This window comes from uncultured Parvimonas sp. (genome assembly GCF_963524015.1).
GTDB lineage: Bacteria > Bacillota > Clostridia > Tissierellales > Peptoniphilaceae > Parvimonas.
This window is the reverse complement of the sequence record NZ_CAURDT010000004.1, coordinates 1-16,585: the sequence shown is the minus strand read 5'-3', so window position 1 is coordinate 16,585 and position 16,585 is coordinate 1. Positions and strand designations below refer to the sequence as shown.

Here is a 16,585-nt window from a genome sequence, read left to right as displayed (position 1 = left end):
GGTTATTGAAATGTTAGGTATGAAATTCCCATTAGTTTTATATTATTTTTCAACTAATCTAAAGCTTTCGTCGATTAAGCTCTTGACTAAATTTAAATCAACATCTGAATCCAAAACAATTGAAATCCAGTATTTTTTATTCATATGGTAGGCAGGGAAAAAATGCTTTTTATCAATCAGACTTTCTATAAGTTCCGGATTAAGTTTTACATTTAAAACATCAATCTTTCCGCTTTTCTCCAATCCCAAAGTCTTATAAGGAATGGACATAAAAATTCCATACCATTTTTTAGTATTTGTTGTCTTTATTGTAGCATGGTTATTATCTTCCCAAGGCTCTTCCGGAAGTGTTCCGTATTTTTCCCTTACATAGTCCAGTAATATTTTTCTATAATCCAAAGAGACAAAACAGCTTTTTACAATATCTTCAATAAGTTCATTAACTTTTTTTCTAATTTTTGAAACAAATTTACCCTTGCTGTCTGAAACATTGAATAAAATATATTCTTCATTAAAAGGTAATTCAATAACATTTACCTCAAAAGAGTCCTTGCCTATTTTAACAATCACATTAAAATTTTCTACATCAATATCTGATTGTAAAATATAATAATCTCCAACCTTTGAAAAACCATATGCAATTGCAAGTTTAGAATTAAAAATATTTTTATCAAATATTTCATTATAAAACATAATTTTCTCCTAATTAGTAATCGAATTTCAAAAATTTTTTAAAATTTGTATAGAAAACAAACTAATTCACGTCTTAGCACTTTGTAAAAAAATCTTCCTGACACGTCATCTCGACCGAAATGAGTGAAGCGAATGAAGCGGAGAGATCTCAACTATTGCTTGTTTACAAGCAATAGTATTTCTGAAAGAAATACCAAAACAATTACCAATCGTCTGATAAATCTCTTAATTCAGGATTTATAGATTTAATTAAGGCCAATTTTTTATCTCTATTCCACTTCTTCAACTGTTTTTCTCGAGCGATTGCATCTAAAGCATATTCTGTAGTTTCATAAAAAAGTAATACATTCAAATTATATTTTTTAGAAAAGCCATCAATTAATTTGTTTTTATGTTCATATAATCTTCTTTCAATATTTTTTGTGACACCAATATACAAAACATTTCTAAAATTATTAGGAATTATATATACATAAAACATAATTTTCTCCTAATCTATATTAAAATAGACTTTTACGCTTGTTCCTTCGCCTAATTTTGACTCCAATTTAACTTTTTGTCCGAGTTTATCCAAAATTTGTTTAACTAAAAATAGCCCTATTCCTGTTGATTTCTGATTTTGTCTTCCGTTAAATCCTGAATATCCCTTATCAAAAATTTTCGGAAGATCCGAATCCTTAATTCCAATTCCATTGTCTTTTATTTCAAGATAGTTTTCTTTTTCGTTAAAAGATATTGAAACAATTCCATTCTTAGTATATTTTATTGCATTTGATAATAGTTGTTCAATTACTACCATACACCATTTGCTGTCTGTAATTACTTTTACATTAAGCTTTTCATATTCAAGTTTTATATTGTTTGAAATAAAGAGAATGGCATATTTTTTGATTAAAGGCCTAATAATGTCGTCTAAATTCACAAGTGATATATCCATATCCGTATTGTGATTAGCCATTTTAAGATAGCTTAAAGCCATATTGGTATAGTCTTCAATATAAATCAACTCTTTTTTTATATTTTTTACATTTTCATTTTCAATATCGCCATCGCAGATTAATTTACCTGCAGTTATTGGAGTTTTAATCTGATGAATCCAAATTAAAAAATACTCTTGTAATTCTTTTTCCTTTGCTAAAAAGTCATTTCTTAAATTTAAATTAGCTTCTTCAAGCTCTAGTATCTGACTTTTTAGTTTTTCCTCTTTTTTAGTTAAAAATGCCATGAATACCAGATATATAATATAGAAAAAGATTACTATTTCTAAGGCTAGGAAGTAACTTTCGAATTCTAAATTCATAAGTAAAAAAACAACCCAAAATATTGATAATATAAAAATTGTTGTTACCGTTACAGGTAAAATTTTTGAAATATAATTTTTAAACTTATCCATTTTTACTCCGTTTTAGAATTTAGATAATATCCACTTCCCTTTTTGGTTTGGATAAAATCATTTAAATTAATATCTGCAAATTTTTTTCTAAGTCTTGTTATATTGACTGCTAAAGTATTGTCGTCAATATAATCATCTCCATGCCAACATTTTTCCATAATTGACTCCCTTGAAGCAACTCCTCCTTTGGCTTTAAAAAGAGTTTCCAAAATCATTGTTTCCGTATTTGTAAGGGAAATTTCGTTGTCATTATATTTAATAATATTCTTATCCATATATAAAAATACATTTGCAAAACTTAAAAATTCAAAGTCCTTTGTAAAATCATAACTTCTTCTCAAGATTGCTTTGATTTTTGCCAAAGTTACATTCAAATCTATCGGCTTAGTTATATAGTCGTCAGCTCCGAATTGAATCCCCATTACAATATCGATATTTTCACTCTTTGAAGAAATGAAAATAATTGGAACATTTGAATGTTTACGGATTTCTTCACACCAAAAATAGCCATTATTATATGGCAACATAATATCCATTAAAACCAAATGTGGTTGGTATTCGATAAATTCTTCGACTATTTGATTGAAATTTGAAATCCCCTTTACTTCATAATTCCAAAGCAAAAGTTCCTTTTTCAACATTTCAAATATATTTTCATCATCTTCGACAATTAAAATTTTCAAAAATATCACTCCTTTGAGTATTTTATTGTAAATTAAAAATTCTTTTAAATAAGTATAGCATAATTATTATTTTAGTTAAAGTAAAATGTAGTTATCTAAAAGCAAATATGGTAGAATTATTATAATAAAATTAAATTAGAAATAGGAGTAAAAAATGAAAAATAAATTTGGAATATATTTAATGATAGGAATAATTTTTATATTGTTTTTATGCTCAGGCTTTTATATAGCCTATACTGTCTTATCTTATAATGATTTATACATTGGTACATATATATTTTTTTCTTTATCAATTTTAGGTTATTTCATTTTAGCATATATTATTCTTACTAGAATTCTTTTTAAATTAAAATTTCGTAATGAAATGATTTGTTATTTTAAAGAAAATAAGTTATACACTTCAAATCATTTACTTCCTATTGATATAGATAATATAGAAGGTGTAAAAATTATATCTACTTCGAAATATAGAAGCAATCGTGCTTATAAGGTAGCTATCAAATTAAAAGGTAGATTTTTCAGATATACTTTTGGAATTGGGCATATTTCAGAGGATAAAGAGCAAAAAAAATATGACTATTTTTTAAAGGAATTAAAAAAACGTCATATTGATTATGAAATTAAATAAATATTAATGATATTTTAAAAAAATTTTTTATAATTGTATTTTTCAAAGCCCAACATTTCTTTAAAGATAATATCAATTGCAACAAGATAAAGAAGTCTAGTTCTTAAAAAAATCCATTGGATATCAATATTTGATATTATCTTTTCTTTTTTTATTTTTAGACAATTATTTCTTATATAATAACCAGAATGAACATAATGATTTCTTAATTTAACTATTTCTAAAGCTGTTTGGTCTAAAAATTCATTTTTTATTAAAGTTTCTATTGAAGAATAGTGGTCTGTTAGACCTTTTATAATAGAATTGCTACCATTTTGATAATAACATTCTATAAATTTATATAACATTAAAAAATTATCTTCTAGACTTTTTGTAGTACTATTGACTATATAAGGAATATTTCTGAATTTAGAAGCACTATTTCTATATGGTATATTTTTATAACAATTTTCTAAAAATTCTATTAATGGAGTAGAAATTGATATATCAATATTTTTTTCTGTATAATTGACTATATTAAAATAGGTAGAAAATTTAAAATATGTTTTGTCAATTTCTACATACAATTTTTCTATTAAGAATTTGTTTGGAATATAAATTTGCATAAATGTTATTAACTCATTAATATAACTTGATATTTTATCATAATCTACTCTTTTGAAAAATTGAATTTCGATATATCCATCAAAGTTTATTGAAATATTATGGTCTTTTCTATTAAAAGAGCTTTTCCAAGAATCGCCTAATATTATATTTTTTATATTTTTTTTATTAATAGATTTTATTATTTCTTTTTTGTTTTTTGACAAATTAATAGAATAAATTTCATCAGTTTTAATTTCTTCCAAATTAGGATAGCCTATAAGATAATTTATTATTTTACTAAATATTTTAATTTTTGAAATTTTTGGTTTAATTTTTAATTCTATAAGTTTATTAAAATCGATGTGACTAAAATATACATTTGATTGAAATATTGTTGTTGAATTTTTATCAGGGTTACCTAATATTGTAGTACCTCCTGAATAAAATGCATTTTTTAGAAGATAATTTTTTTTGTTTTCATAATCTATAATTAGAATATCTCGATTATCATATTCTGTATTAATAGTAAAGCATTTAACTCCATCTATATATGGTATTTCATCATGTATATCATATTCAACTTCAACATTAAAATCATCATCAGTAATTGAATATTCACATCTATATTTATTTTCATAATCTTGATTAAAATAGCATACGGGCATAGTTTCCTCCATTTATTATTATTTCTTACAATACAAATTTATAGATGCTTTTATGTGTTTCTTTGTCGTTTATTCTCATATCATTATCTTCGGGTAACTCAAAGATGCCTAAAAATTCTCCATTTAGATATTCACATATCTTATTTGAAGCGTGGTTATCGGGATTTGTAGTGATATACAAATATTCCATATCATGCTTTTTTGCCAGTTCAAAAAGGAGTTTACAGGCTTTTGCTGAATAGTGATTACCTCTGTATTCTTCGTAAATTGTATATCCTATATTTCCACCATAATATAGACCTTCACTATGCCCAATTCTCAAATCACATTTTCCCATTTTATTTCCTTTTAAGTCGCATATATAAAAACTATAGGCGGGGACCCAGTTGATAGATAAATTTCCGGGATAAAATTTATCTAAAACTAATTTTATTTCATTATTTTGTAAAAAAGAAGTATCTAAAAATTCCATAAGCACCTCCAAATTGATTTATTACATTTTACCAAATTTTAAAGAAAATCTCCACTTTTTAAATATTTTTAATGTATCTACGATACATTTACTTTTGCTAAAGCAAAAGTATGAAATATCCAGCACAATTGTATCTAAAGATACAATTGCTCCGTCAGACCTACTTTTGTTTACAAGTAAACAAAGTTAGGGCTAGATCCACTTCATTCGCTTCGCTCATTCCGGTCGAAATGACGTATAAGGAAAGTACCTTCGTTTAATAGCTAGACGTTAAAAGTAAACAAACTTCAAAAAGTATAAAAACATTATTTAATAAAATTGAAATTATTAAAAATGTTGTAGAAAAAATATTTCACGTCATAGTACTTTGAAAAGCAAGTTTTCCTAATACGTCATCTCGAGCATAGTCGAGAGATCTCCTAAAGCCATAAGCATGTCAAAGTAATTTGGGCGTGGATAACAATTTTACGAAGTGAAAATTGCACTAACCTTCTTAACTTTTTTCCCCACAAAAAAACAAAACCACATCGGTTTTGTTTTTCAAAAATTTATTATAGACTTTGTGCAGCAGTAATTACTGCAAGTTTGTAAACATCTTCTTCGTTACAACCTCTTGAAAGGTCTGAAATAGGTTTGTTAAGTCCTTGTAGGATTGGTCCTATTGCTTCAAAACCTCCAAGTCTTTGTGCAATTTTGTATCCTATATTTCCTGATTGTAAATCAGGGAAAATAAATACATTTGCGTGTCCTGCAACTTTTGAGCCTTTTGCCTTTTGTTCCCCTACTGATGGGACTATTGCAGCATCGAATTGTAATTCTCCGTCTAATGATAAATCTGGTGCTAATTCTTTCGCCATTTGTGTAGCGTCAGCAATTTTTTGTGAAAGTTCGTGTTTTGCAGAACCTTTTGTAGAGAAGCTAAGCATTGCAACTTTTGGATCTATGCCAAATAATTCTGCTGTTTTTGCAGTTTCAACGGCAATTTCAGCTAATTCTTTTGCTTCTAAAGTAATATTGATAGCAATGTCTGCAAATACATATCTTTCACCATTTTTTCCAAGCATAACCATTGCTCCACTTGTTCTTGAAACATTTGGTTTAGTCTTTACGATTTGAAGTGCAGGTCTTACTGTATCTCCTGTTGAGTGAACAGCACCACTAACCATTCCGTCAGCTTTTCCAACTTGTACCATCATTGTTCCATAGTAATTTACATCTTTTAAAAATGTTTCAGCTTCTTCTTTTGTATTTTTGCCTTTTCTACGTTCAACAAATTTTTCAACTAATTCGTCAAAATCTTCTGCTTTTAAAGGATCAATGATTTCAATATCATCAATACAAACATTTAATTCCTTAGCTGTTTTTTTGATTTCTTCAACATTTCCCAAAACTATCGGAGTTAGTAAACCGTCTTTTTTTAATCTAACACAAGCACCTAAAACTCTCTTATCTTCTCCTTCAGGAAATACAATTTTCTTGTTTGTTCCTTTAATCTTTGCTGTTAATTCTTCAAAAATATTCATAATTACCCCCTACATTATTAATTCCACTTTTTTATCATTTAATATAAATTCAACTTCATCATTTACAGTCAAATCTTCTCCGTCAAAGTTAATTTCGATATTATCTGAAATTATTTTTATTTTTTTAGCTTTGAAATAAGAAGTAATGTCCTCGTTTACATGAGTTGCATTTACGATTGTCTTTATTTTTTTAATTATATCAAATTTTGATTTATATTTAATAGCACATATGTCTAGAAGTCCATCTTGCATATCAGCTGATGGCAATAAATTTAATTTCCCTCCAAATTTACTTCCAATACCTATTGCAATCAAAAAATAGTCATCTTCATATTCAACATCGTCAACGATTATCTTATATCTCTTTCTTTTGTGTCCAAATAAGGCAAGAAGAATTGCTACCTTATATGCAAAACCACTTGGAATTAACTTTTTTACTTTATGAGCATAGATATTAACTTCAGCACCAAAACCTACACAGGCAACATTGAAAAAAGTCTTATCAACAAATGAGCTGTAATCAACTAATATAGTTTCTCCTCTTATAATCTTTTCCATACAAACTACAAAATTACAAGATTCGTTCAGACTATTCATATAGTCATTTCCTGTGCCCGCAGGAATTACTCCAAGCTTTAAATTATTTTTTATAGCCACATCGCCTACTTCGTTGATAGTTCCATCTCCACCAACCGCGATTAATTCATTAAAACCATCTTTAACTGCATTTTCAGCAATAAAAACGGATTCACCTTCTTTGGTTGAGCATTTAATATCATAATCAAAATCTAAGTTTTTATCTTTAAGATAATTTTCTATAGCATCCTTAAAATCAAATTTTTTAAAACCTGATGCATTAGGATTTAAAATAAACATCAATTTTCTCATTATTTTTCTAATGCCATCCTTAATGCTTCAACTTCTTCTTTTGACAGTTCTTGATTTACTATCCCTGATTTTACTTCTTTTGCATAAGTTATGCAACTTTCTCTACCATAGATAGTAGTTAATAATAAACCATCATTATAGCCATCTAATAATGCTATTGAATAAGATAATTTATTTTTTAAGTCATGAAAAGCATCATATTTTACGAAACCAATTTTTTGTATTGGAAGTGCAAAGCCTTTTTTTGCAATTTCTACTTCGTATGCCAGTTCATTTACTTTTTTATCTATTTCAAAAATATCTTGTGAGTGAGCTTGAATCAATTCTCCCATATTTAAATCGCTCCTACCTCTCAAAAGCATATCATATTTTCTTTTTTGAATACTAAGCTTTTTATTAATTTGGTTGTATTGATACAACATAAATATTAAGACAATTAACAGGATTATTAAAAATAACCCTGAATGTGAATTTAAAAATTCTAATATTGAATTCACTACTTTTTATTCCTTTCTATTATATTTTTAAGAGCATTTGCACATTGTTCAACTTCTTCGATAGTATTAAAATATCCAAAGCTAAATCTAATTGCTCCTAATTCATCCGTACCTAAAGACTTATGAGCAAGTGGTGCACAATGGAAACCAGGTCTTGTATAAATGTCGAATTCATCACTTAGGATATAAGAAACTTCTGAACTATCCATATTCTTAACATTCAGACTTACAACTGCACCTTGCCTATCATCTAGAGTCCCATAAAGTATAATATCATCATTATCCTTTAATAAATCTATAAAATGATTTTTTAAACTAATTTCATGATTTCTTATATTTTCAAGACCGACTTGATTTATAAAGTCAATTCCTTTACCCAAAGCTATAATACCAACTCCATTAGGTGTTCCACTTTCAAGACTGTCTGGATATAATTCTGGTTGATCTATACTATGAGAATAACTTCCCGTACCACCTTGTTTTAAAGGTTTAACTTTAATACCTTCCTTTATATATAGGCCGCCTGTTCCCATTGGTGCAAAAAGAGCTTTATGGCCTGGAAAAGCAAGCAAGTCGATATTCATATCTTGAACATCTATATCCAAGACTCCAATAGATTGAGCAGCATCTACAAGATAAAGTATATTATTATCTCTACAAAACTCTCCAATACTTTTTATATCTACAATAGTTCCAAATACATTAGACATATGAGTAGTTACAATCATCTTAGTATTAGGAGTTACTGCATCAAAAATTTTTTGTGGTTCTAAATAGCCTTTATTATCAGCATATACAATGCTTAAATCAATTATACCATCTTTTCGTAGCTGATTAAGAGGCCTTAGGACAGAATTATGCTCCATTGATGTAGTTACTACATGATCTCCCTTTTCTAAGACACCTTTTATTGCTAAGTTTAAACTATCTGTAGCATTAAAAGTAAAAATCACATTAAGAACTTCATTTCCATTAATTAGTTTACAGATTTTTTCTCTTGTCTCATAAATTTCTAAATCCATCTTCATAGCAAGTTTATGACCACTACGTCCAGGATTTCCTGCATATCCTAAAGAACATTCCATAATTTTATCTGTTACTATTTTAGGTTTAGGAAAAGTGGTAGCTCCATTATCTACATAAATCATATTATTACTCCAAATTATATATATTCATCAGGCTATCTATTATTCTTTGTAAATCTGCTTCATTAAGATAGCTTATTTCTATTTGACCACCTTTTTTCTTTTCGTGAATTTTAACTTTTGCATCTAAAACTTCAGTTAATCTCTCACAAATATCCTTTATAAAAATATCTTCATTCTTATTTTTACTTTGCTTAGCTTTTTTCTCAACATCTCTAATATTAACCTCTTTAACAAGTAATTTATCAAGATATTTTTTTCTTTCTTCTTCTGTCTCTAAAGAAAGTAAAGTTCTTCCCTGACTAGGACTTAATTCTCCACGAATTAAATATTCTTTAATATAATCTGATAGATTTAATAGTCTTAGATTATTTGCAATGTAAGATCTACTCTTGCCTATTATATCTGAAAGCTCTTGTTGTGTTAGTTTATACTCTTCCATTAAAGTTTTTAAAGAAATAGCTTCTTCAATTGGATTTAAATCCTCTCTTTGAATATTTTCTACTAAAGCAAGTTCTCTGGCTTTTCTATCAGTAACATTCTTAACAACAACAGGGACTTTTTCTAATCCAGCTAGTTTTGAAGCTCTAAATCTACGTTCACCAGCAATTATTTCGTATTTATCATCAACTTTCCTAACTACTATAGGTTGAATAACACCATCAGCTTTTATAGAATTGGCTAATTCTTCTAAACTATCATCATCAAAATTTTTTCTCGGTTGATCTTCTCTAGCCATCAATTTATTCAACTCAACAGTTAATAAATTCTCATCAGTAATAAAGTCTTCTTCTCTTAAAAGAGAACCTAGACCCCTACCAAGACCTTTTTTCTTCATTATTTTCTCCTATTCTTGATTAATTCCTTAGCTAAAGACAAATAAGCTATAGCTCCTTTAGAATTTTTATCATAATATATTATACTCTCTCCAAAACTTGGTGCTTCAGCAAGTCGGATATTTCTAGGAATAACTGTATCAAAAAGTTTATCCTTAAAATAATTTTCTGTTTCTCTCTTTACATCTTCAGATAAGTTATTTCTTGAGTCGAACATTGTAAGTAGTACCCCTTCTACTTCAAGGTCAGGATTTAAACCCTTCCTTATTATATTAACAGTATTCATTAATTGACTTACACCTTCTAAAGCATAATATTCACACTGTATTGGAATTAGAACACTTTGAGAAGAAACTAAAGCATTAATACTCAATACTCCCAATGATGGCGGACAGTCAATAATGATAAAATCATAATTAGGTGGTATTTTACCTATTTCATTTTGTAATAAATATTCTTTCTTATCTACACTTAAAAGTTCTATTTCTAAGCCACAAAGATCAGAATTTGCAGGAATAATATCTACATTCTTAGACTTAGTCTTTTGGATAGTATAATTTATTTCCTTTTCATGAGTTAAAACATCATAAATTGTTATTTCTGTGTTTTCAACTCCCAATCCTGAAGTTGAATTCCCTTGTGGATCCATATCAATTACTAAAACTTTCTTTCTATTAAAGCCTAATGCTGACGCTAAATTTACAACAGTTGTTGTCTTGCCAACCCCACCTTTTTGGTTAAATATCGAGATTACTCTCATTTCTCTTTTCTTTTTAAAAGCATCAAAAATTTTCATAACACTTCCCTTATTGCTTAATTTTCTAAACTTTCATTAACATATACTATATAATGATTCGTTTTTTATATTATTAACATAATTATTATACCATAAATTTTATGTATTTTTTTAAATTTAAGAAAATTTATTAAAAAAATATGTTTCACGTGAAACGCTTGCGGTTTAAAATTATTGTTTCACGTGAAACAATGTAAAAAATAATATGTTGTAACTTATTTGTAACCTTTTGTAATTTTTTTGTAACTTTTTATTGACTTTTTTCAATAGTTAGTGTAAAATGTGTCTATGAGTTAGGAGGTAATTATGAAAATTAAGAAAGTTTTGACAACTTCTATGTTGTGTGCATTAGTTTGTACTGGTATACCAGCAGCAATATCTTATGCAGACGAAGCAGACAAAGTTGCAGTTGAAATTCATAGTACAAATATTGAGGAAGTAAATAAAACATTAGTTAGCAATTTAAGTATGGCCTTAGGAACTCCTTCTGTTTCAGAATTAGAAAAAGTAGATCAACAAAATAAAATATATTCATTAGTTACTGAAGAAGATACTAAAATGCCAGAGTTAGAGGAAAATGCATATTATGTAAAAGAATCTACAGAAATAAAACCAGTTTTAAGCAATAATACAGAAGAAACTATTAAAGTTGAAAAAGGATCTGTTGTTAAAGTTGAAATGAGCGGGGATAAAATGGCAACTGTTTCTGTTGATGATAAAGTTGGAACAATTGATGTTGAACTTTTAACTAAGGAAACTGTTGAACCTGAAAAGAATGAAACTGAAATTAAATTAGCTGAAAAGAAAGCAGAAGAAGCCAAGAAGGCAGAAGAAGCTAAAAAAGTAGAAGAAGCTAAGAAGGCTGATGAAGCTAAAAAAGCAGAAGAAGCTAAGAAAGCTGAAGAAAAGAAAGCGGAAGAAGCTAAAAAAGCTACAGTTAAGAAAGTAAGCCTTTATGCTACAGAAAACTTAAATGTTAGATCTGAACAATCTGCTACTTCATCTAAGCTTGGTATTTTATCAAAAGGCGAAAAAGTTAACGGTATTGATAAAGGTGAATGGGTAGAATTCAATTTCAATGGAAAGACTGGTTATGTAATTAAAACTTATCTTTCTGATAAGAAACCAGAAGTTGAACAACCAAAACAAGAAAATAAGAAGCAAAATAGTTCAAATTCAAATAGTTCATCTAAGAAAGAAAATCAAACTTATAATGCTGACATAGATACAGTTGTTGAGTTAGCATTAGCACAAGTAGGTAAACCATATATCTGGGCAACATCTAATCCAAACATTGGATTTGACTGTTCAGGATTAACATATTATGTTTACAAACAAGTAGGAATTAATTTAAGTAGAACATCATATACTCAAATTAATTATGGTACTAGAGTTTCATCATCAGAATTAAGAAAAGGAGATTTAGTATTCTTTAATAATGGTGGCGGAAGAATTAGCCACGTTGGTATTTACATTGGAAACAACAAGTTTGTTCATGCATCAACTCCAGGTACTGGTGTTATTGTAAGTAAACTTTTTGGAAGCTATTTCGGAAATACTTTCGTAGGAGCTACTAGACTTATAAAATAATTCTTTGAATTTTGAAATTAAGACGGTTTAATACCGTCTTTTTTTGTGTTAAAAAATATTTGTGAAACATTAATAATAATATATATATTAAAGAAGAAAATTGTTTAACATATATTAAATTTACAATAAATATTTAGGATAATATTATCATGTGAAAATTTTTGAAAATTAATTAAGAATTTCTTATAACTAAATTTTGCTGTACAATGTAAAAATAAATGTAAATCAACATTAATATAAGAGAAATATTGTAAAATATCTCTTGAAATAAATTGATAAACAAATAACTTATAATAATTTTTATCAAAATTTGCAAATAAAAACGTTTTATTATATGACTTTTTACAAAAACTATAGACATTTGTTTATTATTCTGATATAATATAGAAGTAAACGAAGGTTTATTTATTGTATATTTATTTATTTTATAAGGAGGAAATATGAAACAAAGATCAAAAAGTTTTTTAGTGTTTTTTTTGATTTTATCAATGGTTCTTCAGACTATTGGAGCATCATTTGTTCACGCAGCAGGTGAAGTAAAACCAAATGTTAAGGTAACACGCTTTAATATTTATAAACATAAGCATAAAGAAGGGGATTCTCCGCTTACTAAACTGTATTCAACTGATCAGTTTGATTTAGAGCTTGATTGGGATGCAACGATGTATGGTAACAATTTAAAACAAGGAGATTATTTTGAAGTACAATTACCAACAGAAATGCAATTTCCATTATCCGGTTCAGCTACACAGTTTGACTTAGTAGACACTAAAGGAACTGTTGTAGCAAAAGGAAAAATCAATGCAGTTAATGGTGGTGGAGGAAAAATTGTTGTAACCTTTACTAAATCGGTAGAAAATTTGTATAATGTTAAAGGGACAATGAAATTAGAGGCATCATTTGTTAGGAGTAAAATAAAAGTTGATTCTGATAATACTTTTACAATTTCTGTACATGGAAAGCCTATTACTCATAAAATCCATGTAGATAAACCGGGCTCAGTGGAAGGTGAGGATTTAGCTAAATATGCATATGACCCTGATAATGCTGAACAAAAAGTTCAATGGGTTGTTAGAATCAATTTATCTAAAAATCTTAATATGCAACATACTTTTGTATCAGATGAACTTTCTCCAGCTGGAGCAAAGTATCTTGATGGGACAATAATACTTAGAGAAGTTGAATTTGACAATACTGGAACTGTAAAGAAAATTATCAAGGAATATTCTCAAGCTGAACTTAATTCAATGATTAAGTTTAATGGGGATAAGTCATCCTTTACACTGAATATAGGAAGTCCGGGAAAAAAGAGTTTTCAATTACGTTATCAAACCACTTATCCTGATGATAAAATTGTCAATAAAGTTATTTTAAAAGGTGATGGAATTCATAAAGAGTATCATGGCGGATTTAATTCAGCTAGTTCTTCAGGAACAGGAGAAGGAAATAAGGGAAAAGTAAAGATTGTTAAAGTAGATGCAATCGACCCTAATATTAAACTTCCACAAGCGAAATTTGAAATTAGAGTTAAAGATACAGATGAATTAATTGAAACAATGGTTACAGGAGATAATGGGGAAGCTATTTCTAAAACAACATTGAATCCTATTAAGAAATATGTACTAAAAGAAATCAGTACTCCTCCTGGATATCAAGTTGAATCAACAAGTGAAAACTTGGAATTTAAACCAGATTTAAATAAATTAACAACTGTAGCTGTTAAAAATAAACGTATTTTAACAAATATTTGTGGTAGAAAAACTTGGGTAAATGACGACGGTTATAATGTTCGTCCATCACAAATTACAATCCAATTAGTTGCTGACGGGAAGGATGTACCTGGCAAAACTCAAATTGTAAAACCGGATCAAAACGGAGATTGGAAATATGAATTTAAAGATTTGCCTAAATACAGAACAGATAAACGTGATGCAAACGGAGATGATATTCCTATAGTTTATACTGTAAAAGAAGTAAAAGTTCCAGAAGGTTATACTTCTGAAGTTTCAGGTATGAATGTAAAGAATACTTTCACACCAAAGGAATATGACTTTAAATTTAGAAAAACTGACGTTGCGGGAAAAGAATTAGCAGGAGCAAAGATTAAATTGAGCTCAGATGACGGAAGAGCTACAATAAAAGAAAATGGAGTTAAAGTACCATCAGTAGAATGGATATCAGATGGAACTGCTAAGCAATTAACTCTTGAACCTGGTAATTATACATTTGTTGAAACTGCAGCACCAGAAGGATTCTCTTTAGCTACTACAATTAAGTTTACAGTAAATAAAGATGGATCAGTAAGTGGAACTACTGTAAAAGTTGATGGTTCAACAACTATTATCTCAATGGTAGATGATTATAAATATCATCCAGTGACAGTAAGTAAAGTAGACTTAGGTGGAACAGAATTACCGGGAGCTAAGATAACTGTTAAATCAGCTGATGGAACAAACTTAATTAGCGATAATGGTAAAAGTGTAAATTCAGTTTCTTGGGAATCAACAAATACAGCAAAAGAATTGAAATTAAGAGCTGGTAAGTATGTATTCCATGAAGAAGCAGCACCAGAAGGATATTTAACAGTAACAGATATAGAATTTGAAGTTGACAAAGACGGAAATGTAAAAGTAACAAAAGTAGCTGAAGACGATATAGTAAAATCAGAAGGCGGAAAAATTACAATAACAGACCGTAAAGAAATTTCAATCAAGACAGAAGCTAAAGTTAATGGAGAAAAGGAAGTAAAAGCTAAAGGTCAATTAACTTTAACTGATAAAGTAAGCTATAAGAATTTAATAGTTGGAAAAACTTACACAGTTAATTTAGTATGGATGGATAAGGAAACTAATCAACCATTCTTAGCTGAAGGAAACCCTATTAAAGCTGAAACTACATTTGTAGCTCAACAAGCAGATGGTGAAGTAGAATTAAATGTAACTGTAGATTCAAATTATTTCACTAAAGAAACTAAATTAGTAGCATTTGAAGAGATGTTCCAAAATGGTGTAAAAGTAGCTGCTCATGAAGATATTAATGATGTAGATCAATCAGTTGTAGTAAGAGAAAACTTCAATCCAGTAAAAGTAAGTAAAGTAGACTTAGGTGGAACAGAATTAGCTGGAGCAAAGATAACAGTTAAGTCAGCAGATGGAACAAACTTGATAAATGATAATGGAACAAAGGTTAATACAATAAGCTGGGAATCAACAGATACAGCAAAAGAGTTAAACTTGTTACCAGGAAAATATGTATTCCATGAAGAAGCAGCACCAGAAGGATACTTAACAGTAACAGATATAGAATTTGAAGTTGATAAAGACGGAAATGTAAAAGTAACAAAAGTAGCAGAAGATGATATAGTAAAATCAGAAGGCGGAAAAGTTACAATAACAGACCGTAAGAAACCAACAGTAGAAACAGAAGCAAAAGTAAATGGCGAAAAAGAAGATGCACCAACTGACAAAGTAGTATTAACAGATGTTGTTAAGTATAAGAACTTAATAGTAGGAAAGAAATATACAGCTAAGTTAGTATGGATGGATAAGGAAACAGGAAAGCCATTCTTAGTAGACGGAAAAGAAGTTACAGCAGAAAAAGAATTTGTAGCTGAACAAGAAAACGGCGAAGTAGAATTGAGTGTAACTGTTGATGCTAAACATTTTGAAAAAGATACACAATTAGTAGCTTTTGAAGAAGTGTATAAGGACAATGTTCTAGTAGCAGCACATAAAGATATAAATGATGAAAATCAAACAGTAAAAGTAAAACAACCAAAACCAGACTTAAAGACTGAAGCAAAAGTTAATGGAGAAAAGGAAGTAAAAGCAAAAGACGAATTAACATTAACAGATAAAGTAAGCTATAAGAATTTGGTAATTGGAAAAGAATATACAGTTAAACTTGTTTGGATGGACAAGGAAACAGGAAAGCCATTCTTAGCTGATGGAAAAGAATTAACAGCAGAAAAGACTTTTGTGGCTGAAGCTAGCGAAGGTGAAATAGAATTAAGTGTAAATGTAGATTCAAAATACTTTGAAAAAGATACAACATTAGTAGCATTTGAAAAGCTATTTGAAAATAATGTTGAAATTGGAGCACACGAAGACATAAATGATGTAGATCAATCAGTTGTGGTAAGAGAAAACTTCAATCCAGTAAAAGTAAGTAAAGTAGACTTAGGTGGAACAG

General features: G+C 28.4%; 15 protein-coding genes. 3 read left to right on the top strand and 12 right to left on the bottom strand.

Annotation, left to right across the window (positions count from 1 at the left end):
- Positions 1 to 42 precede the first annotated feature (42 nt).
- The 4 genes from RWJ08_RS05545 to RWJ08_RS05530 form a co-directional block, all read right to left on the bottom strand.
- Positions 43 to 693, bottom strand: a complete 651-nt coding sequence (locus tag RWJ08_RS05545) for an MmcQ/YjbR family DNA-binding protein (RefSeq protein WP_313961366.1) — start codon at positions 691 to 693, stop codon at positions 43 to 45.
- Positions 694 to 895: 202 nt separating this feature from the next.
- Positions 896 to 1,174, bottom strand: a complete 279-nt coding sequence (locus RWJ08_RS05540) for a GIY-YIG nuclease family protein (RefSeq protein WP_313961365.1) — start codon at positions 1,172 to 1,174, stop codon at positions 896 to 898.
- Between the two features lie 9 nt (positions 1,175 to 1,183).
- The gene (locus RWJ08_RS05535; RefSeq protein WP_313961364.1) at positions 1,184 to 2,086 is read right to left on the bottom strand and encodes a sensor histidine kinase; all 903 of its coding nucleotides are present in this window, start codon (positions 2,084 to 2,086) and stop codon (positions 1,184 to 1,186) included.
- Between the two features lie 2 nt (positions 2,087 to 2,088).
- Positions 2,089 to 2,769, bottom strand: a complete 681-nt coding sequence (locus tag RWJ08_RS05530) for a response regulator transcription factor (RefSeq protein ID WP_009354627.1) — start codon at positions 2,767 to 2,769, stop codon at positions 2,089 to 2,091.
- Between the two features lie 154 nt (positions 2,770 to 2,923).
- On the opposite strand from RWJ08_RS05530, the gene RWJ08_RS05525 reads away from it, so the two are divergent.
- Complete coding sequence (locus tag RWJ08_RS05525; RefSeq protein WP_313961363.1) at positions 2,924 to 3,397, top strand: hypothetical protein; 474 nt, start codon at positions 2,924 to 2,926, stop codon at positions 3,395 to 3,397.
- A 14-nt stretch (positions 3,398 to 3,411) separates the two neighbouring features.
- Here RWJ08_RS05525 and RWJ08_RS05520 read toward each other — a convergent pair whose 3' ends face one another.
- The 8 genes from RWJ08_RS05520 to RWJ08_RS05485 all read right to left on the bottom strand — a co-directional run bounded on the left by RWJ08_RS05520 (position 3,412) and on the right by RWJ08_RS05485 (position 10,804).
- Positions 3,412 to 4,647, bottom strand: coding sequence for a hypothetical protein (locus tag RWJ08_RS05520; protein ID WP_313961362.1), 1,236 nt, complete (start codon positions 4,645 to 4,647; stop codon positions 3,412 to 3,414).
- 25 nt (positions 4,648 to 4,672) lie between these two features.
- Positions 4,673 to 5,119, bottom strand: coding sequence for a GNAT family N-acetyltransferase (locus tag RWJ08_RS05515; RefSeq protein ID WP_313961361.1), 447 nt, complete (start codon positions 5,117 to 5,119; stop codon positions 4,673 to 4,675).
- A gap of 551 nt (positions 5,120 to 5,670) precedes the next feature.
- Positions 5,671 to 6,642 (bottom strand): phosphate acetyltransferase, encoded by a 972-nt coding sequence (pta, locus tag RWJ08_RS05510; protein ID WP_248111539.1) that lies wholly within the window; start codon positions 6,640 to 6,642, stop codon positions 5,671 to 5,673.
- 9 nt (positions 6,643 to 6,651) lie between these two features.
- On the bottom strand, positions 6,652 to 7,530 hold the full coding sequence (locus tag RWJ08_RS05505; RefSeq protein ID WP_313961360.1) for a YegS/Rv2252/BmrU family lipid kinase: 879 nt from the start codon (positions 7,528 to 7,530) through the stop codon (positions 6,652 to 6,654).
- Positions 7,530 to 8,027 (bottom strand): DUF4446 family protein, encoded by a 498-nt coding sequence (locus RWJ08_RS05500; RefSeq protein WP_293439769.1) that lies wholly within the window; start codon positions 8,025 to 8,027, stop codon positions 7,530 to 7,532. The genes RWJ08_RS05505 and RWJ08_RS05500 overlap by 1 nt, the downstream gene beginning before the upstream one ends.
- The gene (locus RWJ08_RS05495) at positions 8,027 to 9,175 is read right to left on the bottom strand and encodes an aminotransferase class V-fold PLP-dependent enzyme (protein ID WP_313961359.1); all 1,149 of its coding nucleotides are present in this window, start codon (positions 9,173 to 9,175) and stop codon (positions 8,027 to 8,029) included. Before RWJ08_RS05495 ends, RWJ08_RS05500 begins: the two co-directional genes overlap by 1 nt.
- 4 nt (positions 9,176 to 9,179) lie before the next feature.
- Positions 9,180 to 10,010, bottom strand: coding sequence for a ParB/RepB/Spo0J family partition protein (locus tag RWJ08_RS05490; RefSeq protein WP_313961358.1), 831 nt, complete (start codon positions 10,008 to 10,010; stop codon positions 9,180 to 9,182).
- Positions 10,010 to 10,804: a ParA family protein gene (locus tag RWJ08_RS05485; RefSeq protein WP_313961357.1), complete on the bottom strand. Its 795-nt coding sequence runs from the start codon at positions 10,802 to 10,804 to the stop codon at positions 10,010 to 10,012. The genes RWJ08_RS05490 and RWJ08_RS05485 overlap by 1 nt, the downstream gene beginning before the upstream one ends.
- 306 nt (positions 10,805 to 11,110) lie before the next feature.
- Between RWJ08_RS05485 and RWJ08_RS05480 the strand changes: the two genes are divergently transcribed.
- The gene (locus RWJ08_RS05480) at positions 11,111 to 12,394 is read left to right on the top strand and encodes an SH3 domain-containing C40 family peptidase (RefSeq protein ID WP_313961356.1); all 1,284 of its coding nucleotides are present in this window, start codon (positions 11,111 to 11,113) and stop codon (positions 12,392 to 12,394) included.
- Between the two features lie 440 nt (positions 12,395 to 12,834).
- Positions 12,835 to 16,585, top strand: a 3,751-nt coding sequence (locus RWJ08_RS05475; protein ID WP_313961355.1) for a VaFE repeat-containing surface-anchored protein, incomplete at its 3' end; no start/stop codon positions are given.

What these genes read in the sequence shown, in the direction of transcription:
- RWJ08_RS05535 (WP_313961364.1), bottom strand. Translation starts at nt 2,086, where the DNA reads ATGGATAAGTTTAAAAATTATATTTCAAAAATTTTACCTGTAACGGTA.
- RWJ08_RS05495 (WP_313961359.1), bottom strand. Translation starts at nt 9,175, where the DNA reads ATGATTTATGTAGATAATGGAGCTACCACTTTTCCTAAACCTAAAATA.
- RWJ08_RS05485 (WP_313961357.1), bottom strand. Translation starts at nt 10,804, where the DNA reads ATGAAAATTTTTGATGCTTTTAAAAAGAAAAGAGAAATGAGAGTAATC.
- RWJ08_RS05480 (WP_313961356.1), top strand. Translation starts at nt 11,111, where the DNA reads ATGAAAATTAAGAAAGTTTTGACAACTTCTATGTTGTGTGCATTAGTT.
- RWJ08_RS05505 (WP_313961360.1), bottom strand. Translation starts at nt 7,530, where the DNA reads ATGAGAAAATTGATGTTTATTTTAAATCCTAATGCATCAGGTTTTAAA.
- RWJ08_RS05520 (WP_313961362.1), bottom strand. Translation starts at nt 4,647, where the DNA reads ATGCCCGTATGCTATTTTAATCAAGATTATGAAAATAAATATAGATGT.
- RWJ08_RS05490 (WP_313961358.1), bottom strand. Translation starts at nt 10,010, where the DNA reads ATGAAGAAAAAAGGTCTTGGTAGGGGTCTAGGTTCTCTTTTAAGAGAA.
- RWJ08_RS05525 (WP_313961363.1), top strand. Translation starts at nt 2,924, where the DNA reads ATGAAAAATAAATTTGGAATATATTTAATGATAGGAATAATTTTTATA.
- pta (WP_248111539.1), bottom strand. Translation starts at nt 6,642, where the DNA reads ATGAATATTTTTGAAGAATTAACAGCAAAGATTAAAGGAACAAACAAG.
- RWJ08_RS05545 (WP_313961366.1), bottom strand. Translation starts at nt 693, where the DNA reads ATGTTTTATAATGAAATATTTGATAAAAATATTTTTAATTCTAAACTT.
- RWJ08_RS05515 (WP_313961361.1), bottom strand. Translation starts at nt 5,119, where the DNA reads ATGGAATTTTTAGATACTTCTTTTTTACAAAATAATGAAATAAAATTA.
- RWJ08_RS05540 (WP_313961365.1), bottom strand. Translation starts at nt 1,174, where the DNA reads ATGTTTTATGTATATATAATTCCTAATAATTTTAGAAATGTTTTGTAT.